The 19434-nt window shown below is 61.1% G+C and carries 18 protein-coding genes and 1 tRNA gene; 5 read left to right on the top strand and 14 right to left on the bottom strand.

All coding sequences use genetic code 11. The annotated features are described in order from the left end of the window. Positions 1-125: 125 nt before the first annotated feature. Positions 126-647: a L,D-transpeptidase gene (locus tag HJC00_RS08595; RefSeq protein ID WP_221146139.1), complete on the bottom strand. Its 522-nt coding sequence runs from the start codon at positions 645-647 to the stop codon at positions 126-128. Between the two features lie 168 nt (positions 648-815). Between HJC00_RS08595 and HJC00_RS08600 the strand changes: the two genes are divergently transcribed. After that, the gene (locus tag HJC00_RS08600; protein WP_210633023.1) at positions 816-1499 is read left to right on the top strand and encodes a response regulator transcription factor; all 684 of its coding nucleotides are present in this window, start codon (positions 816-818) and stop codon (positions 1497-1499) included. Between the two features lie 136 nt (positions 1500-1635). Continuing rightward, entirely contained in the window at positions 1636-2091 is a 456-nt protein-coding gene (locus tag HJC00_RS08605) for a cyclic nucleotide-binding domain-containing protein (protein WP_221154774.1), read from the top strand. Positions 2092-2097: 6 nt separating this feature from the next. On the opposite strand, the gene HJC00_RS08610 is transcribed toward HJC00_RS08605, so the two are convergent. The 6 genes from HJC00_RS08610 to tesB all read right to left on the bottom strand — a co-directional run bounded on the left by HJC00_RS08610 (position 2098) and on the right by tesB (position 9696). Next, entirely contained in the window at positions 2098-2901 is an 804-nt protein-coding gene (locus HJC00_RS08610; protein WP_221146140.1) for an exodeoxyribonuclease III, read from the bottom strand. Positions 2902-3052: 151 nt separating this feature from the next. Then, the gene (locus tag HJC00_RS08615; RefSeq protein WP_210633026.1) at positions 3053-3721 is read right to left on the bottom strand and encodes an outer membrane lipoprotein carrier protein LolA; all 669 of its coding nucleotides are present in this window, start codon (positions 3719-3721) and stop codon (positions 3053-3055) included. 139 nt (positions 3722-3860) lie between these two features. Further along, entirely contained in the window at positions 3861-6530 is a 2670-nt protein-coding gene (locus HJC00_RS08620) for a DNA translocase FtsK (RefSeq protein WP_221163856.1), read from the bottom strand. Positions 6531-6800: 270 nt separating this feature from the next. After that, positions 6801-8225, bottom strand: a complete 1425-nt coding sequence (locus tag HJC00_RS08625; RefSeq protein ID WP_221163857.1) for an ammonium transporter — start codon at positions 8223-8225, stop codon at positions 6801-6803. A gap of 25 nt (positions 8226-8250) precedes the next feature. Further along, positions 8251-8601 (bottom strand): P-II family nitrogen regulator, encoded by a 351-nt coding sequence (locus HJC00_RS08630; protein ID WP_003543684.1) that lies wholly within the window; start codon positions 8599-8601, stop codon positions 8251-8253. A gap of 210 nt (positions 8602-8811) precedes the next feature. Beyond that, positions 8812-9696 carry an acyl-CoA thioesterase II gene (tesB, locus tag HJC00_RS08635; protein ID WP_221154780.1) on the bottom strand — a complete coding sequence of 295 codons (885 nt, stop codon included), beginning with the start codon at positions 9694-9696 and terminating at the stop codon, positions 8812-8814. 84 nt (positions 9697-9780) lie between these two features. Between tesB and HJC00_RS08640 the strand changes: the two genes are divergently transcribed. Continuing rightward, positions 9781-10995 (top strand): ubiquinone biosynthesis hydroxylase, encoded by a 1215-nt coding sequence (locus tag HJC00_RS08640; protein WP_210633030.1) that lies wholly within the window; start codon positions 9781-9783, stop codon positions 10993-10995. Positions 10996-11010: 15 nt separating this feature from the next. On the opposite strand, the gene HJC00_RS08645 is transcribed toward HJC00_RS08640, so the two are convergent. The 4 genes from HJC00_RS08645 to HJC00_RS08660 form a co-directional block, all read right to left on the bottom strand. Continuing rightward, complete coding sequence (locus HJC00_RS08645) at positions 11011-11199, bottom strand: Trm112 family protein (RefSeq protein WP_003567459.1); 189 nt, start codon at positions 11197-11199, stop codon at positions 11011-11013. A gap of 9 nt (positions 11200-11208) precedes the next feature. Further along, entirely contained in the window at positions 11209-11895 is a 687-nt protein-coding gene (locus HJC00_RS08650) for an LON peptidase substrate-binding domain-containing protein (protein WP_176536246.1), read from the bottom strand. A gap of 74 nt (positions 11896-11969) precedes the next feature. After that, the gene (trxA, locus tag HJC00_RS08655; RefSeq protein ID WP_210633031.1) at positions 11970-12944 is read right to left on the bottom strand and encodes a thioredoxin; all 975 of its coding nucleotides are present in this window, start codon (positions 12942-12944) and stop codon (positions 11970-11972) included. 56 nt (positions 12945-13000) lie between these two features. Further along, complete coding sequence (locus HJC00_RS08660) at positions 13001-13510, bottom strand: prolyl-tRNA synthetase associated domain-containing protein (protein WP_210633032.1); 510 nt, start codon at positions 13508-13510, stop codon at positions 13001-13003. Positions 13511-13767: 257 nt separating this feature from the next. Between HJC00_RS08660 and HJC00_RS08665 the strand changes: the two genes are divergently transcribed. Beyond that, positions 13768-13842, top strand: a tRNA-Gly gene (locus HJC00_RS08665). 53 nt (positions 13843-13895) lie between these two features. Here the strand turns inward: HJC00_RS08665 and HJC00_RS08670 are convergent. The 3 genes from HJC00_RS08670 to rtcR are packed head-to-tail and all read right to left on the bottom strand — an operon-like array spanning position 13896 to position 17621. Beyond that, the gene (locus HJC00_RS08670) at positions 13896-14456 is read right to left on the bottom strand and encodes a thioredoxin domain-containing protein (RefSeq protein ID WP_221146145.1); all 561 of its coding nucleotides are present in this window, start codon (positions 14454-14456) and stop codon (positions 13896-13898) included. Positions 14457-14492: 36 nt separating this feature from the next. Then, positions 14493-15929 carry a DUF6880 family protein gene (locus tag HJC00_RS08675; protein ID WP_221146147.1) on the bottom strand — a complete coding sequence of 479 codons (1437 nt, stop codon included), beginning with the start codon at positions 15927-15929 and terminating at the stop codon, positions 14493-14495. 45 nt (positions 15930-15974) lie between these two features. Next, on the bottom strand, positions 15975-17621 hold the full coding sequence (gene rtcR, locus HJC00_RS08680; RefSeq protein ID WP_221122951.1) for an RNA repair transcriptional activator RtcR: 1647 nt from the start codon (positions 17619-17621) through the stop codon (positions 15975-15977). A gap of 211 nt (positions 17622-17832) precedes the next feature. On the opposite strand from rtcR, the gene HJC00_RS08685 reads away from it, so the two are divergent. Continuing rightward, positions 17833-19386: a TROVE domain-containing protein gene (locus HJC00_RS08685; RefSeq protein WP_221163858.1), complete on the top strand. Its 1554-nt coding sequence runs from the start codon at positions 17833-17835 to the stop codon at positions 19384-19386. Positions 19387-19434 lie beyond the last annotated feature (48 nt).

Here is a 19434-nt window from a genome sequence, read left to right on the forward strand (position 1 = left end):
TCTCCGGGAGTTTGAAGAATTGGACGAGGCATGGATTGCGCCCGCACCTGCGGACGTCCCGGAACGCATTTCAGCCGGAGCGTCCGGTCACCGGAACCATATAGGTGGCGGCAGCTTGAAGACAATCAGAGGACCCGGACAATCGTTCCCTTTCGAAGGTGGGGCAGAAGGCGGCGCATGTCACGCAGGCTTACGGCCACGCAGCCGGCCGTCGGCTCGTAGCCCGGCCTGATGAGATGGAAGAAGATCGCCGAACCGCGATGGCGCGCCCGCGAGGAAATGTTCCAGTCCATGACAAGGCAGATATCGTAGAGACCGTCGCTGCGCCGCATCTCCTCATGACTTGCCCCGAATGGCGCCCGCACGAGGCGGTTGTAGTTGGCGTTGCCGGGCTGGTCGCACCAGAGCATGTCTGCGCGGATGCGGCGAATGGGAAGCGAGGTGATGAGTTGACCGTTTTGTTCACCGCGCCGGAAACCGGAAATCAGCCGCATCGCCGCGATTGGCGTGGCGCCGTCGCCCTCGCGTTTCAGGATGGTACGGCCCGATCGGCCGATTGCGGCAGGGACGGTGATTGCGCCGAACCGAACGATGGCGCGGCTCTTCTTCCCTGGAGCGGGCCGCACCATGATCGTTGATGGCCGCATGCCCCGGCTCCGCCTTGCTTTTTCCATTTTTCTCGCATGTCTTGCATTGCCTGGTGCCTTGATTGAAATCATATGAAAAGCTGCGCGGCAATAGCCCCGCCGGCCGATCCTTGCCAAAGCTGCAATTTGGCGTAGGACTAGGGGACTTAACTTTGAGGATGCAACGGCATGACCGCACGCACCATTCTTCTGGTGGATGACGACGAGGACCTTCGTCAGACCTTGACGGAGCAATTGTCGCTTTATGAGGAATTCACGGTTCTGCAGGAAGCCAGCGCCGGCAAAGGTGTTGCGACCGCCCGTTCGACGCCGGTCGACCTCTTGATCATGGATGTCGGCCTGCCCGACATGGACGGCCGCGAAGCGGTGAAGCTCTTGCGCAAGGGCGGCTTCAAGGCGCCGATCATCATGCTGACCGGCCACGATACCGATTCGGACACGATCCTCGGCCTCGAAGCCGGCGCCAACGACTACGTCACCAAGCCCTTCCGCTTCGCTGTGCTGCTCGCGCGCATCCGTGTACAATTGCGCCAGCACGAGCAGAGCGAGGACGCGACCTTCACCGTCGGCCCCTATCTCTTCAAGCCGAGTCAGAAACTGCTTACCACCGACAACGGCCAGAAGATCCGCCTGACGGAAAAGGAAGCGGCGATCATCCGCTATCTCTACCGTGCCGAGCAGAAGGTCGTCACCCGCGACGTGCTTCTTGAAGAGGTCTGGGGCTATAACTCAGGTGTAACGACGCACACGCTGGAAACCCACGTCTACCGGCTGCGCCAGAAGATCGAGCGCGATCCCTCCAACGCCGAAATTCTGGTGACGGAAAACGGCGGCTACAAGATCATACCCTAGAGCATTCCGTTTCCCCAAATCACGGAGATGCTCTATCTCTTTGTTTTCACGCAATTCCCGGCAAGAGCGTTTCACGCTTTGCTTGGCAAATCCGCCAGGCACTTTTGCCGGAGTTGCTCTAAGGCGAAAAGCCGGCATGGCGCTGACCGACGACATTCATCTGCTTTCCCAGCTTCCGCTGTTCAAGGACATGAGCGAGGACCAGCTGCGGCTGATCGCCTTCGGCGCCGACCGGCGCATGATCGCCGCCGGCCAGATGCTGTTCCGCCAGGGCTCGCCGGCCGAAAGCGCTTATGTCGTCTTGAGCGGCAGCCTCGAACTCAGCACGATGAGCAGCGACGGCATGCAGCGGGCGGAGGCGGTCGCCGGGCAGGGAACACTGATTTCCGAACTGGCGCTGGTCACCCTGGTGGAGCGCAAGTTCACTGCAATCGCACGCGAGGACACGAGCATCATCCGCATCACTCGCGCCCTCTTCCATCGACTGCTCGAGGAATATCCCGATGCGGCCCGTCTGATCGAAAACCGCATCCGCGACAACCTCGCCGAACTTGCAGCCATGGCGGCAAGCCAGTTCCATCGATTCAGCTGAACCTTGTCAGAAGTCGAAATGCGCTGTCACCGGCACATGGTCCGACGGCCGATCCCAGCCGCGCGCCTCCTTCAGGATCTCGATCCGCTGGAGATGCGGCCCGAGATCCGATGACGACCAGATATGGTCGAGCCGGCGGCCGCGATCGGCCGCCTCCCAGTCCTTGGCGCGGTAGCTCCACCAGGTATAAAGCTTCTCGCTTGCCGGCACGTGCTGGCGCATGAGATCGAGCCAAGCGCCGCGCTTCATCACCTCGAGCAGCCCGTCGGTTTCGACGGGCGTATGGCTGACGATTTTCAGCAGTTGCTTGTGCGACCAGACATCGTGCTCCAGCGGAGCGATGTTGAGGTCACCGACCAGGATGGCGGAGGTGTTAGCCTCGCCATTCGCTTTCAAGAGCTTCATCTCCTCGATGAAATCGAGCTTGTGGCCGAATTTCGGATTGATCATGCGATCGGGCTCGTCGCCGCCGGCCGGCACGTAAAAATTGTGCAGCCGGACACGGCGGTTGCCGCGCTCGAACACCGCCGATATGTGGCGGGCATCGCCGACGCCGCAATAATCCTGCCGGTGATCCTCCGTCAGCGGAATGCGCGAGGCGATTGCGACCCCGTGATACCCCTTCTGGCCGTGCATGATGATGTGATCGTAGCCCATCGCCCGCAAAGGTGCTGCCGGGAAGAGCTCGTTCGGCACCTTGGTCTCCTGCAGGCAGAGAATGTCAGGCCTCTGTTTGAGCACGAGCTGCTCCACGATCGGCATGCGCAGACGTACCGAATTGATGTTCCAGGTGGTGATCGAAAAGCCCATGCCCCATGCCCTCTCGCGTCAACTTCGCATGCCAGTCGAACCACAGAACTGTGGCTCGACGCGACGCACTTTCATGAAAGGGCTTTAAAACAAAGGCGGGCAGGAAGAAACCGGCAGCGTGCAAAAGCCCCAGTCGATCAACCGAAAACCCTCAGTCTCGAGAAGCTGCCGTGCCCGGAATGCTCTCATAGGGCACCCGGAAGACCCGGTCGTCGAACTGCACACCCGTCTTGACGTTGAAGATCATCACCGACGTATCCTTGCCCTGGTTGTCGGTGATCGTCCACTGGCGCAGATCATAGGTCTTCGGATCGAACATCATGGTGATCGTCGAGTTTCCGAACACGGTATTGTTGCCGAGCGCGATCGTCGTCAGGTCCGACTCCTCCTTCACACCCTTCACCATGCCGGCCGAAAGGTCGATATGTTGCGCCAGGAGCAGGCTGAGCGGAGTCTTCGAGAGCGGATAGAGATCCCAGGTCTTGAGCTTAGTATTGCCGATGGCGACGTTCTTGCCGTCGGCGATCACCCGCATTGGCGACGGATCGTCATAGTTGAAGCGCAGCTTGCCGGGACGCTGGATGAAGAACTTGCCGCCGGTCTGCTCGCCGCGCGGACCGAACTGGACGAATTCGCCCTGCATCGTCGTGACGCCGGAGAAATGATCGGCGATTGCCTGCGCGGTGCCGGAAGCGGGCGCTGCCGCTTGTGCGATGGCGCTGAGAGGGACGGCGCTCGCCACAGCAGCGACGGCGAAAGCGCCGAGAAGATCGCGGCGCGTCATCGCCAGGCCGGAGAGGAAGGAATCGGAGTTACGCATCTAAATCTCCTTAATGCGATCTGCATGCCGCCGAAAGGCGGCGTCTTCAAGGCGTTGCGATCGGCGCGCGAAAAGCAGCGACATCGATGCCACCGCGTTTCCGCCAAAAGGGCCTCATCAGAAATATATGGCGCTTGTCTCAGCGGTCGAGGATGTCGCCCTCGGTCGGAACGAGGATTTCTCGTTTGCCGGCGTGGTTGGCCGGCCCGATGATGCCTTCCTTCTCCATGCGCTCGATCAGCGACGCAGCGCGGTTGTAGCCGATACCAAGCCGGCGTTGAACGTAAGAAGTCGAAGCCTTGCCGTCGCGCAGCACGATGGCGACGGCCTGATCGTAGGGATCTTCCGAATCCGAAAGGTTCGACGTGCCGGCCGGACCGCCGCCGCCGTAATCGCCGTCCTCTTCGTCATCGGCGGTGATCGCATCGAGATATTGCGGCGAGCCCTGCGTCTTCAGGTAGGAGACGATCTCTTCCACCTCGACATCCGAAACGAACGGGCCGTGGACGCGCTGGATGCGCCCTCCGCCCGCCATATAGAGCATGTCGCCCATGCCGAGCAGCTGTTCGGCACCCTGTTCGCCAAGAATTGTGCGGCTGTCGATCTTCGAGGTGACCTGGAATGAGATGCGGGTCGGAAAGTTCGCCTTGATCGTGCCGGTAATGACGTCGACCGATGGACGCTGGGTCGCCATGATCACGTGGATGCCGGCCGCACGCGCCATCTGCGCCAGGCGCTGGACCGCCCCTTCGATGTCCTTGCCGGCGACCATCATCAGATCGGCCATCTCGTCGATGATGACCACGATATAGGGCATCGGCTTGAGGTCGAATTCCTCGGTCTCGTACATGGCCTCGCCGGTATGGCGGTCGAAGCCGGTCTGCACCGTGCGGGAGATAACCTCGCCCTTCGACAGCGCCTGTTCGACGCGCGTGTTGAAGCCGTCGATGTTGCGCACGCCGATCTTCGACATCTTCTTGTAGCGTTCTTCCATCTCGCGCACGGTCCATTTGAGCGCGACGACGGCCTTCTTCGGATCGGTGACAACAGGCGAAAGCAGATGCGGAATGCCGTCATAGACGGAGAGTTCGAGCATCTTCGGGTCGATCATGATCAGCCGGCACTGTTCCGGCGTCATGCGGTAGAGCAGCGACAGGATCATCGTGTTGATGGCGACCGATTTGCCCGAACCGGTGGTGCCGGCGACGAGCAGATGCGGCATCTTGGCGAGGTCGGCGATGACGGCTTCTCCGCCGATCGTCTTGCCGAGCGCCATGGCGAGCTTGGCCTTGCTGCCGTCGAAATCGCGGGAGGCGATCAATTCGCGGAGATAGACGGTCTCGCGCGTCTGGTTCGGCAATTCGATACCGATCGCATTGCGGCCCGGCACGACGGCGACGCGGGCGGCAATGGCGCTCATCGAGCGGGCGATGTCGTCGGCGAGGCCGATGACGCGCGACGATTTGATGCCGGGCGCCGGCTCCAGTTCGTACAGCGTGACGACCGGGCCTGGGCGGACGTGAATGATCTCGCCCTTGACGCCGAAATCCTCCAGCACACCCTCGAGCATGCGGGCATTCTGCTCCAGCGCATCGGCCGACAGTGTCGAATCGCGCACCACGTTCCTGGGCTCGGCGAGCAAATGCATCGAGGGAAGCTGGAAACCCTCGGGACGAATGAACGAACCCTGCGCTTCCCGTTCGACCCGGGCACCGGGCTTCGGACGCGTGATCGCCGGGACGACGCGTGGTTCCGGCTTGGCGGCGGCTTTTGCCGGCGCGCGGATCGTCCAGTCGTCATCATCGTCGTCGGGCAGAATGTCGGCCGGACGCGGCGGCATGTCGGTATCGAAGGGCGGATCGTCGTCCTCATCCTCGTCGTCGATGGAAAGCGACGGCGCGGCGACGACGCGGCGGGGCGAAGCCGAGCGCGGCTCCATCGATGGCTCCAGGCGCTCGCCGCGGACGGCCGGCGCTTTGGGGCGGACCGGTTCGTTCAGTGTGCCGAATTCATCGTCGTTGAAATCATAAGGCGACTCGAAATCGCCCTGGCGCCGCTGGCGCGGTCCCATGCCGAAGAGCCGGCGCAGTCGGCCCTGGCTCATGAACCATGCATGCGTCATGGCGCCGCTGAACGCAACCCAGCGCGATTCGTCCTCTTCCTCGTCCTCGTCTCCGACCACCCGCGCCTTGCTTGTTGTCTCGACGTAATCGTCCTCGGTTTCGTCATCGGCGCTGCGGCCGACGAGGCCTGATGCGAAGAGCATCATCCAGGCCGTCGGTACAGCAAAAATGCAGCCGACGACCATGGCGAAGGTGCCGGTTGGATAAGCGCCGACGAAGAGTGCGGGAAAGCGCAGGATCATATCGCCGATGACGCCGCCGATGCCGTTCGGGATCGGCCAGGTGAGCGGCGGCGGAAAACAGCCGATGACGGCGGACGAAAGCACCGAGCCGGCAAGCCAGGCGCCGATGCGGACGGGAATGCGGTCGAAGCGACGACCGGAGATCATCGTCAGCGCCCAGGCAACGATCGGCAGCATCGCCACGACACTGGCAAGCCCCAGAAACTGCATGACGATATCGGCAAAGGCGGCACCGCTGTAGCCGAGAACATTCGTCGGCAGGTTGGCGGTGGCGTAGGAATAGCTCGGATCGGCGACATTCCATGTCGCCAGCGCCGCAACTGAGAAAGCCAGCAGCACAAAGATCGCAAAGCCGATGAGTGCCTGGATCTGCCGCAGCATGAATGCCGAGAAGGAGAACCGATCCGGACGGCCATCCATTGCCGGCGACGTGCTTCTTGCCATGTGTCTAACCCGTCCAATGCCTGAGGGCAGGCGAATCGCCGAAGCCTCGCCATGCCAAATGCGTCCGCTCTACCTAACCAGAGCGGGGTTAAAGTGATGTTAACCATGCAAGTACCGGCACGCATTCCGGCCGATAAAAAAAAGCCCGAACCTTTGAAGGTCCGGGCCAAATGCGGTCTACGAGCTTTTCCGGGTCTAACCCGGAAAAGCTCGACGTAGGCCGCGACGGGCCGTGTGGGGCGCCCTCATGCGGGGCGCCCGAAGCCGATGTTACGAGTGATAGGCGGCTTCGCCGTGGGTCGAGAGGTCGAGACCTTCGCGCTCGGCTTCGACGGAGACCCGCAGGCCGATGACGACGTCGACGATCTTGTAGAGGATCGCCGAACCGATGCCCGACCACAGAAGCGTGGTGAGAACACCCTTCGCCTGGTTCAGGACCTGGGTTGCCGTGCCGGCATAGGTGGCGGCGAAATCAGCCGTCGAATAGTCGACGATGCCTGCACCGCCCAGCGCCGGATTGACGAGGATGCCGGTGCCGAGAGCGCCGATGATGCCGCCGACGCAATGGACGCCGAAGACGTCGAGGCTGTCGTCATAGTTGAACTTGTTCTTCACGACGTCGACGAAGAAGTAGCAGATCGGCGAGACGACGAGACCGAGAACGATCGAGCCCATCGGGCCGGCAAAACCTGCCGCCGGCGTGATGGCGACGAGACCGGCGACGGCACCCGAAGCGCCGCCGAGCATCGAGGCCTTGCCGCGGGCGAGGCTTTCGACGATGCACCAGGACACGGCGGCGGCGGCCGTCGCGACGAAGGTGTTGATCATGGCAAGCGATGCGTAGCCATTGGCTTCGAGGTTGGAGCCGGCGTTGAAGCCGAACCAGCCGACCCAGAGCAGCGAGGCACCGACCATGGTCAGCGTCATCGAATGCGGGGCCATGATTTCCTTCTTATAGCCGGTGCGCTTGCCGAGCATGATGGCGCCGATAAGGCCGGCGATACCGGCATTGATGTGAACGACCGTGCCGCCGGCGAAGTCGATTGCGCCGTAAGAGAAGATCAGGCCGGCCGGTGCGCTGTAGGAGCTCGGGCCGCCCCAGAACCAGACCATGTGCGCCATCGGGAAGTAGATGAAGGTGACCCAAAGCACGACGAAGAGCATGACCGCCGAGAACTTGACGCGTTCGGCGAAGGCGCCGACGATCAGACCGGGCGTGATGCAGGCGAAGGTCATCTGGAAGACGATGAAGGTGTATTCGGGAATGGCGACGCCCTTCGAGAAGGTTTCGGCGAGCGACGAGGTGTTGACGCCGGCGAGGAAGGCCTTGGAGAAGCCGCCGATGAAGCTGTTCAGCGAACCGCCGTCGGTGAAGGCGAGCGAATAGCCGTAGGTCACCCAGATCAGCGACACGACAGCCGTGATCATGAAGACCTGCATCAGCACGGAGAGCATGTTTTTGGCGCGCACGAGACCGCCGTAGAAAAGCGCAAGGCCGGGGATGGTCATCAGAAGGACGAGCGCCGAGGAGACGAGCATCCAGGTATTGTCACCCTTGTCCATGGTGAAGGCAGGAGCAGCGGCGGCAGCGGCTGGCGCGGCAGTCTCCTGCGCAAAAGCAACGGCCGGCGCAAGAAGCGCGGCCGATGCTGCGCCGACCCGCGCAAAGGTGGAAGAAAACTTCGAGATTGACATTGGAAAAGGCTCCTTGATCTGCCGTTTACAGCGCTTCTGAATCGGTTTCGCCCGTACGGATGCGCACGGCATGGTCGATCGAATAGACGAAAATCTTGCCGTCACCGATCTGGCCGGTCTTGGCCGATGCCGCGATGGCTTCGACCGCCCTGTCGACAAGTTCCGATGCAACCGCGATTTCGATCTTGAGCTTCGGCAGGAAGCTGACCGCATATTCGGTGCCGCGATAAATTTCGGTATGTCCCTTTTGACGTCCGTAACCCTTCACTTCGGTTACGGTCAGGCCCTGAATGCCGATCGCCGTAAGCGCTTCGCGGACCTCATCGAGCTTGAACGGCTTGATAATAGCCATCACAATTTTCATCTGGTTTCCCATCCTTCGTTATCCTCGGCGCGGAGCCGACTCTCCTTGCCGCTGACGTTCCTGAACAGCGACCGGCGATATACATTCAAAGGACGTGCCAGATTCGAAGCCGAAGTTAACTTATTGAAAAATAAATGTTATAATTGGCAATACCAATAAACAGGCAATTGATCGAGCAATAAGCGCACAAATAATGCGCAAATTTGCAAATATGCCCGTTATTTATTCATTTGCCTTTTTCCGAATCAATCCTTCTTGCGCGACGGATGCGATCAACACACCTGTTCGCGTGAACAGGCTGCCGCGAGTCAATCCCCTGGCGCCCGAAGCCGAGGGGCTGTCCTGCATATAAAGCAGCCAGTCGTCGAGCTTGCACGGCCGGTGGAACCACATGGAGTGATCGAGACTTGCGACCTGCAGGCTCTGATCGAAGATAGACGTTCCGTGCGCATAAAGCGACGTATCGAGCAGCGTCATGTCAGAGAGATAGGCCAGCACCGCAGCCTGATAGAGCCGGTCATCGGGAATCGGACCGGTGGCGCGCACCCAGACATCCTGCCGGGGGTCGAGTTTCCTGTCGGAAAAATAATGGGTCAGCGAGACGGGGCGGATCTCGATCGGCCGCTCGCGCTCCCAGTATTTCCGGATCGCTTCCGGCGCATGCGCAAGAAATTGCTCCTTGATCTGCTGTTCGCCGAGCACCTCTTCGGGCATTGCCACGTCGGGCATGGCGACCTGATGGTCGAAGCCCGCTTCCTCCAACTGGAAAGAAGCCGACAGCGCGAAGATCGCTTTGCCGTGCTGGATCGCGACGACCCGCCGGGTATTGAAGCTCGATCCGTCGCGGATGCGTTCCACCTGGTAGATGATCGGCACCGAGGGATCGCCGGGGCGCATGAAGTAAGCGTGCAGCGAATGGACGAAGCGCTCGGACCCGATGGTACGCTGTGCCGCCATCAGCGCCTGGCCGATCACTTGGCCGCCGAAGACCCGCTGCCAGCCGACCTGCGGACTGCGGCCGCGGAAGATATCGACCTCGATCGGCTCGAGATCGAGCGTCGCAAGCAGCCTCTCCATCGCCGAGGGCTCGGTCGTCTCGCGCGTCATTTTGTATGCCTCCCGGCGGTAGGAAGTGAAGTTGCGATGATCTATATAGATCACATCTGAGGCACAAGGTACGGGAGCGGCGCGATGCTGGATATGCTGGTTGTGGGCGCGGGGTATGTCGGCCTTTCCGCGGCGGTCGCGGTCAAGCAGGCAGCGCCCCATCTGAACGTCACGGTCGTGGAGGCCGCCCCAGAGCATGTCTGGAAAAACGATACGCGCGCCTCAGCCATCATCGCGGCGGCCTCAAAGATGCTCGACGTCTTCGGCATCTGGAACGAGATAGAGCCGGAAGCGCAGCCGATCACCAAGATGATCGTCACCGATTCCAGGACCTCCGATCCGGTCCGTCCCGTATTCCTGACGTTCGACGGCGAAGTGGAGGAAGGCCGGCCCTTCGCACACATGATCCCGAACGTTGCCATGGTGGCAGCACTGCGCGGCCTCTGCGAGCGGCTCGGCATCGACATCCGCCACGGGCTTGGGGCGACCGAATTCAAAACCCACGACAGCCATGCCGACGTCACGCTTTCGGACGGCAGCACGCTGGAATCCCGGCTGGTGGTTGCCTGCGACGGCGTGCGCTCGAGGCTGCGCGATCTCGCCGGCATCAGGACCGTCACCTGGGACTACGGCCAGTCCGGCATTGTCGCGACCGTCGAACATGAGCGGCCGCATGACGGCTGTGCCGAGGAGCATTTTTTGCCGGCCGGCCCCTTCGCCATCCTGCCCCTCAGGAACAACCGCTCCTCGCTCGTCTGGACGGAACGCACGCATGATGCCGACAGGCTGGTTGCCGCCGACGATCTGATCTTCGAGGAGGAACTGGAACGCCGCTTCGGCCACAAACTCGGGGCGCTGAAGGTCATCGGCGACAAACGCGCCTTTCCGCTCGGCCTGACGCTTGCCCGCTCCTTCGTTGCTCCGCGTCTGGCGCTGGCCGGTGACGCCGCGCATGGCATCCATCCGATCTCAGGGCAAGGGCTCAATCTCGGCTTCAAGGACGTGGCAGCGCTCGCCGAAACGATTGTCGAGGCCGACCGCCTCGGTCTCGATATCGGCTCGATCAACATCCTCGAGCGTTACCAGACCTGGCGGCGCTTCGACACCTTCCGTATGGGAGTGACGACCGACGTGCTGAACCGGCTCTTCTCCAACGACGCAATGCCGATCCGTATCGCCCGCGACGTTGGTCTCGGCATCGTCGACCGGCTGCCGCGTCTCAAATCCTTCTTCATCAGCCAGGCGGCCGGAACAGCGGCAAAGGATAATCCGCGGCTGCTGGCCGGTCAGACGATTTAGCCGAATTCGGAGAGGCTATTCGTCGAGGCGGCGGGCCTCGGACACCAGCATGATCGGAATGCCGTCACGGATCGGATAGGCAAGCTGCGCCTTTTCCGAGACAAGCTCATTATGTTCGCGATCATAGGAAAGCCGGCCCTTGGAGAGCGGACAGACCAGGAGTTCCAGCAGTTTCGGATCGACGCGGCTCAGTTTTTCGTCCATGGCCGCAGTCTACTGCAGAACCGTATCGGAGTCACCGAAGACCCGCGCCAGCACGATTTCGGTAATGGCGATCAGCGTCTCGGCCCGTGTCTTCAGGTCCGGCGCCTCCAGGAGCGCCTGCTTTTCAGCCGGCCCGAACGGCGACATCATGGCAAGTGAATTGACGAGCGTCAGGTTGCTGGCCCGCTCGACGCTCTCCCAGTCGGCCTCCAGCTTATTGGCATCGAGATATGCCTTGAAGGCGGTCAGCAGCGCCGTACGGTCGACCGCCTCCTCCTCGTTTTCAGCCGAGAGATCGGCAATGAAGGGCGCGATGCGGAAGGTGCGGAAGGGATCGCTGGTCACCTTCTCCTCCAGGAGCCGGAAGCGGCAGACGCCGGTCAGCGACACGATATAGCGCCCGTCGCCGGTCTCGGCAAATGAGGTGATGCGACCGAGGCAGCCGACGGCGGCAAGATTGTGCTCGCCGCCCTTGTCCTCATGTTCGCCGAGTGCCGGCTGGACCATGCCGATCAGCCGGTTTCCGGCAAGTGCTGCATCCAGCATCGCCAGATAACGCGGCTCGAAGATGTTGAGGGGAAGCTGCCCGGCGGGCAGGAGGAGGGCCCCGGTCAGGGGGAAGACGGCGATCGCATCAGGCAGATCGCCCGGCTTCAGGTATCTGGCATTACCGACTTGCATGAAACCGTCCCGCATTCTGGTAGACGGGCGTGCCCGTCCTGACGAGAATGTGGTGCCCCCGCCCGAAAACGCAAGGGCGGATATTCATCTTAAGAGAACAGCATTGCCGAAAGCTTGCGCCGGGCGGCAACCGTCGCCGGATCCTTGAAACCCCAGACCTCGAAGAACTGCAGCAGTTGACGGCGGGCGCCGTCATCGTCGAAGGCGCGATCCTTGCGCATGATGAGAAGCAGATGTTCGGCGGCTTCCTCGCGCCGGCCTTCGACATTGCGGATCTTGGCGAGCTTCAGCCGCGCCTCGTGATGATCGGGATTGATGGCCAGTTCATGCTCGAGTGCCACGGGATCGCCGAGCTTGCGCGCCTCCTCGATCTGATCGAGCTTCTTCAGCACCGCCTGGATGCCGGCGTCCTTCGCCAGCTCTTCCGGCAGATCAGTCAGCGTTTCGCGCGCCCGCTGATGCTGGTTTGCGGCGATCATGCATTCGGCCATCCCGGCAAGCGCCTTGGCATTCTCGGGATCGGCCTGGATGACCGCGCCGTAAAGCTGCGCCGCCTCGTTGATGTTGCCGGCAGTGAGCAGCTCCGCCGCCTCCGTCAGCACGGCTTCGATCTCGGCCGCCTCATCAGCACCGGCAGGCCCGGCGATACGGTCGATGAACTGAGTGATCTGACTTTCCGGCACCGCGCCCATGAAGCCATCGGCCGGACGGCCGTTGACGAAGGCGATGACGGCCGGAATCGACTGGATGCCGAGCTGGCCGGCAATCGAGGGATGGTCGTCGATATTCATCTTGACCAGACGAACGCGGCCCTTGGCCTCATTGACCACCTTCTCCAGGACTGGCGTCAGCTGCTTGCACGGACCGCACCAGGGCGCCCAGAAATCGACCAGCACCGGCTGTTTGCGTGACGCCTCGATGACATCCTTGCCGAAATTCGCAGTCGTCGTGTCGGTGATGTAGCTGCCGGCCGCAGCCGCCGCTTCCGGCTGAGCGCCGAAGCTTGCCGTTGCCGACATCTGATTTCCGAAGGAACCGTTATAGGGGTTGTTGCTGCCGCTCATAGGTATCTCCCGCCGCGCCGATCCTGCCGGCATCATTGTAGCGCTAAAATCGTATGTCAGGACGTCACTTTCAAGACAAGCGGCTTATGTCCGGTCGCTTCCATAAAACGAACGAGGTCACCGCTCGCAATCGATGTCGTCGCATCGTTGGAGAGCGGATGGCAGTTGACGATCTCCTCTTCCATCAGATCGGCATCGAGCACGAAGGTGACGTTTCCTGCGGTATCGTTGATCGCGCCGAAGGCGGTGACCGCGCCCGGAATGACTCCCAGATACTCCATGAGCTTCTCCGCCCTGCCGAAGGAGACCCTGCCGGACCCGCCGATGATGGTGTGAACCTGCTTGAGGTCGACCTCGGCATTCTCCTCCACCGTCAGCAGAAAATACCGGTCCTTCTTGTCCCTGATGAACAGATTCTTGGTGTGGCCGCCGGGGATTTCATCGCGCAGCGCAACCGATTCGGCCACGGTAAAGACCGGCGCATGATCGACCGTCTTGTAAGCGATCCCTAGTCCGTCGAGGAAGGCGAACAATTCTTCTCTTGTCTTGGGGGTATTTTCGGACATCGGGCGATCCGTCGAATGAGGATAAGGAAAGTCGAGGCGTCCTGATTAAGTCCGTCCACAATGTTTGGCAATCTTCGCAACCGACGCTCTGCCCCCAGTTTTGCGGCCTTTCCCCGCCGCCTGGCCGGGCGCCAAAATTTTTCTTCGACTCTGCGTCATTTCCCTGTTGCATTTGAAAATCCGTTAGGCCATATAGCGCCCGTCGCCACGAGGCGGCGCCCACGGTCCAACGACTACCCCGGACCGATGCGGGTTGAGCGGGTGTAGCTCAGGGGTAGAGCACAACCTTGCCAAGGTTGGGGTCGAGGGTTCGAATCCCTTCGCCCGCTCCAGTTTCTCCGAAATAGCAGTGCTTATCGTTTTCCGGGCGTCAGCATAGCCGGCGTCATCGGCTCAGTACCTTCTTCACCCAGGTATCGACCTCATCGCCACTGCTCACGTCCGCCTGCACCAGCCCGTTGATCATGAAGGTCGGCGAGACGTGGACGCCGTTTTGCCGGGCATATCTGCACTGCCATTTGATCTCCCGGTCGAGATCCGGGATTGCGAAGGCGTCCTTCAGCTCCACGCCGCTATAGCCCTCCAGACGCTCGATGATCTGATTTGGCGTGACGTCCATGTTCGGGCCGCCGGCGTGATGATCGAATTCGAATTCCTCCCGATGCGCGGCGACGGCGGCCATGACCTTCTTCGCCGTCTCCTTGCCGCCTTCCAGGGTCGAGGCTGCGATAATGCAGCGGACGATCACGCCGGAATACATATGCCAAGGCTGCGACTGTAGGCGAATTTTCACCGTGATCCTGTTTTCGCCCGCCTGATCGAGAAGGGTGTCCAGCTTGTTGAATGCCCTGGCGGAATAAGGGTCCGTCGGTTCGAGGAAGGCTTCGAATATGCGTGGGCCATTGCCCCAACTCAGGGGATCTGCGTGCCACGAAGTATCGGTCATGACGATGTCCTTTCCGTTCGTGAATCGGGTATGCAACTAACGGATCAAGCTCCAGAAACCATGCTTTTTTCCATGTTGACGCTTCAATTCGGCGACGTAGGTGTCATGAGGTCGGGCGTTGCCGAAATCGTCGATATGAGGCGCGAGCGACGCGCATACCGCCAGATGGCGCGCGGCATGCCTGTAGCGGCTGGATCGGCCTTCATCGAGGGCGAAGCCGATCATCGACCGTAGCACCACGGTTGCTGCGAGCGGGAATTTCTCCTGCAGCATCTCGGCCGCTGGTGTCATCAGCTCGTAGAGGTCGCCGTTCAATTCGGCCTGGCGCCCGGATATCAGTTTTGCTGCCTCGGCAGGTGCGGGCCAGGTGAGAAAAAAGGCAAGGGCTCGATGAACGTCCGGAAAGCGGTGTGCAAAGGCGAATGCCTTCTCCTCGGCCTCGATATCGTCGAAGTCGGCGAGCCTTCGCAGGAAAGCGCGAAGGTGCTCGCCATTCAGCGACTGCTCGAAGCATTGCCATTGATAGGACCGCGCTTCTTCCCCCCGCCCCAGGACGTCGAGGGCTTTGACGCGGGCGTGCTGCCATTCAAAAGGCAGTTCGAACCGCTCCCTGTGATCGGCGGCGTCCAAAATCTCCAATGCTTCCTCCGCGCGTCCAGCTAAAAGCAAACGGTCGGCAATCTCGGCTGCGACCATCGGCGCCCTTAACGTCTCTTCCGGCTGCTGGGCGATGAAGGCATCGACATCATTCTGTGCATCGGCAATTTCCTGCAGAGCGATGCGTGCCCTCCGTTGCCGATGATTGGTGTAGATCTCGTCCTTGTAAATCGGCCCCTTGCCGCCCCAGCCGAAAATCTCCCGGTCTGCGTCGGCAGGCTTCTCCTCCGGTTCGTTCGACCATCGCACCAGGAGGCTCTTCAAACGTTCAAGGCCGTCCTTGCCCAGCGCCGGAACCATCTCGGCGATCAGCGGATCATATTGGCCGTAGTCGTTATCCTGCAGCGCAGTAAAGATCCTGTCGGCAAGGACATCGATACCGATACAAGCGGAGCTGGCGATGACGCCGGCATCGGCGCATGCCTGATGGAACGTCTCGATGAACGCGCTGTCGCCGCTGTTGGACCGCGCTAATATCGTGTCGGCGACAGCAAGGAATTGCCAGATAAGATCGAACGCTTCCTTCGGATCGTCGGCAGCGACGACAGTGACGATCGCGGACCGCTGCGTTTCGAGGTCGGCGTTAACAGCCTTCACCTTATGCCATTCGATGACGGTGCGGGCTCGCGCAATGCTGGCGAGACGTTTCCGCACCTCACGGGCCACTTCCGCACCACCATGATTGCCGGCAAGCTCCATTCGAAGCCGCCGTTTGTGGGCGGCGCTGCCGGTGCTGATTTCGATCAGCAGTTCGGCGAGACGCTGCGCACCGAGGGCCTCCAGATTCTTTGCGTTGAGTGTCGTCTTTGCTGCCATGGATCAACTCTATCGTTTCAGCCCGACAGTATCTCAGCGTTCACATCAGTCCAAGGCGCCGAGCGGGGAGGCGTTGCGGTAATCCCGATGCGGTTTCCGTACATCTTCGAATTTCAGTTCAAAGCGCGCCAGATATTTGGCAAGGCGATCGGCGTCGTTGCTGCTCTTCTTTTCCAGGCGCGAATTTGCAAACAGCGCCCGGCCCGCGGCGCTGGCACTGGCATGCTCCCGGCAGGTGCTAAGGACGGCGGCGAGTTGAACGGCGTCGAAACGATCGAGGCGGGCAGTGGCGTCTTCGCCGAGCAGATCGATCAGGATGTCGTCGGAGGATTGGCGTCCCGATGAGCCGCGCCAGGCGGCCTTCAGGCGTCGGATCTCGTCGTCGGCGACCTCCACCGTGATTCGGCCTTGAGGCGCAAGCGTCGCCATGCGCGTGACGGAAGCGGACAAGTCGCGGAAATTCGCGCTCCAGAGGGCCTCCGCGCCGGTTGCAAACGTGAGATAGCGGCTTCGCGCTTCCTTGTTGAAGGTGACGTTCTGCCCTTCACGCTCAAGGAAACGCCGAAGTTCGAAATCAAGATTGGGCTCGATATCCTCCCTGCGCTCGCGCAAGGCCGGCAGCTGGAAAGTCCATAGATTGAGCCGGGCAAAGAGATCCTCGCGGAATCGGCCGCGACGGACGGCGTCGCCGAGATCGCGATTGGTGCCCGCCAGAAGCTGGAAGTCGGCGGAAACTTCGCGGTCCGCACCGACTGGCAGAAAGCGCTTTTCCTCAATCGCCCGCAAGCACATGGCCTGTTCATCGAGGCCCAGTTCACCGATCTCGTCGAGAAAGAGCACGCCCTTGTCCGCCGACTTCATGAGGCCAGGCCGTTCGCCTGCGGCGCCGGTGAAGGCGCCTTTGACATGGCCGAAAAGCGCCGACATGGCGTGATCCCCGCGCAGCGTTGCGCAGTTAACCTCGACGAAGGGACCGCTGACTTTTCGCTCGGCCTTCTTGAGTTCGTAGATCCGCTTGGCAAGCTGGGATTTTCCTGCGCCGGTCGGGCCGGTCAGCAGGACCGGGGCAGTAGAGCGAATGACAACGCGCTCGATCTCGTCGATCATGCGATTGAAGGCGGGATTTCGCGTCGAAATGCCGGATTTCAGAAACGAGGCGGCGTCGGCCTGTTCGGATGCGAAGCGCTTGGCGATTTCGTCATAGCGCGAGAGATCAAGATCGATGATGCGATGGGTTCCCGCGAAATCCTGTCCCGGCTCGCGCTCGCGCGGCGGAGAAAGCTGCAGCAACCTGCCGGGGATGATGCGCGCTTCGGTCAGGAGGAACCAGCAGATCTGGGCGACATGGGTGCCGGTGGTGATGTTGACGAGATAGTCTTCGGCCTCGGGATCGAAACTGTAGTCCCGGGCAAAATCCCTGAGGCTCGTATAGACTTCGGAAAAGTCCCAGGGGTCGCGCAGATTGATGATGCGCTGGCGAACCTCCGTCGCGGGCGAAATCGTCTCGATATCCCTGATTACGGTCTTGGCCAGCCAGTCTGAATGGTTGTCGTGGATCAGTTCCAGCCGATCGATGAAAAGACCGGCCTGTTGGCAAAGGCCGACGTTCGGCCGCCAGCGCGTCCATCGGTCTTCACGCCGGCCCACGTCGAGGGTCGTTCCAAGAATGCTGATGGCGACCCGGCGCTTCATGATTTATCCAAAATTATAAAGCCGTAGATAATCAGATAGATTATTCCGCTTTCTCGAACTTGGCAATTTGCAGGGCAGAAATTCTCTGCTAATTTTTTACTATTAAAAATCAAATCTTTATGAACGAATTCGCGGAGGCTTGTCGCGGATTTTAGAAACTGGCACGCCACTTGAATTGTATTCGGCAGAACCAAATCAAAGAGGTGCTGCCATGGTGAACAAGGCAATCTTCAAACCCTATTTCGGAAAGCTGCTCGCCGGCACGACGACGACCAACCACGAAGGCGCAGCAGCCTATGCCCTGTCGCCGCGCGAAGCCCTGGCGCAATATGCCGTTACCGGAACGTTCAGCGACATTTTCTATGCAGATGCAGGAGAGCAGCTCGATGCCGTGAGGCAGCTTGCGGCGGAGGTCGAGCCAGAATTCCTGGCAAAGCTTGCGATCCATGCGGCGGAGAAAGGCCATATGAAGGACATGCCGGTCATGCTGCTGGCTATGCTTTCGAGCCTCGAAAGCGATGCCTTTGCGCGGGCTTTTCCGCGTGTCGTGAAGAGCGGCAAGATGCTGCGCGGCTTCGTGCAGGTCATGCGGTCGGGTGTGACGGGCCGGAAATCGCTCGGGACGCGGCCGAAGAAGATGGTGCAGGCCTGGTTCGACCGGGTAACTACGGAACAGTTCCTGCATGCGATGGTCGGCAATGATCCGTCGCTGCCTGATGTGATCCGGATGGTACATCCAAAGCCGCGAGACGCGGAGCGTCAGGCGCTCTACGCCTGGGCAGTCGGCAAGCCGTATGATGTCGCAGCATTGCCGGCTGAGGTAAAAGCGTTCGAAGCGTTCAAGCGGGATAGCAGCTTGCCGCTGCCGCCCGTGCCGTTCCAGATGCTGACCTCGCTGGGTCTCAGCAAGGAGCAGTGGTCGGAAATCGCCTTGAAGGGCTCGTGGCAGATGGTGCGCCAGAACCTCAACACCTTTGCCCGAAACGGGGTGTTCGAGGTGGATGGCATGGCCGAACGGCTTGTTGCGCGGATCGCCGATCCGGAAGCGGTGCGGAAGGCGCGCGTCTTCCCCTACCAGTTGATGGTCGCGTGGCATATGGCGAACCAGTCCGTTCCGGCTGTCGTTGCGGATGCTCTGCAGGATGCGATGGAGGTGGCAATCTCCAGCGTACCGACGATCGGCGGCAATGTCGTGGTCTGCCCGGATGTCTCCGGCTCCATGTCGTCCCCCGTCACCGGTTACCGGAAGGGCGCGACATCAGCCGTCCGCTGCATCGATGTCGCAGCACTCGTGGCTGCGTCGTTCCTGCGCCGCAACCGGCGGACGCGTATCATCCCCTTCGAACAGGACGTCGTGAACGTCCAGCTGAACGGGCGCGACAGCGTGATGACCAACGCGGCGAAGCTCGCGGCGGTGGGCGGCGGCGGAACGAACTGTTCTGCACCGCTGCGGCTGCTCGCAAAGGAGAAGGCGGCGGTGGACCTCGTGCTCTTCGTCTCGGACAACCAGTCCTGGATGGATGCGCGGGGACACGGCCAGGCGACAGGGATGATGGTCGAATGGGCGCGGCTCAAGAGGCTGAACCCGGCTGCAAAGCTGGTCTGCCTCGACATCCAGCCTTACGTCCAGACTCCGGCCAAGGCAGAGGACGTGCTGAACATCGGCGGCTTCTCGGATGGCGTCTGCGGAGCCATCACCAGTTTCGCAGCCGGCAAGTCCGGTCCGGGCGATTGGGTTCGCAGGATCGAGGCGACTGATCTTTGAAAAAGCTTCGCGCCGCCAGTGAACGGCGCGAGGCACCGTGACGAATGC

Source organism: Rhizobium sp. NLR22b (assembly GCF_019685295.1).
Classification (GTDB): Bacteria; Pseudomonadota; Alphaproteobacteria; order Rhizobiales; family Rhizobiaceae; genus Rhizobium.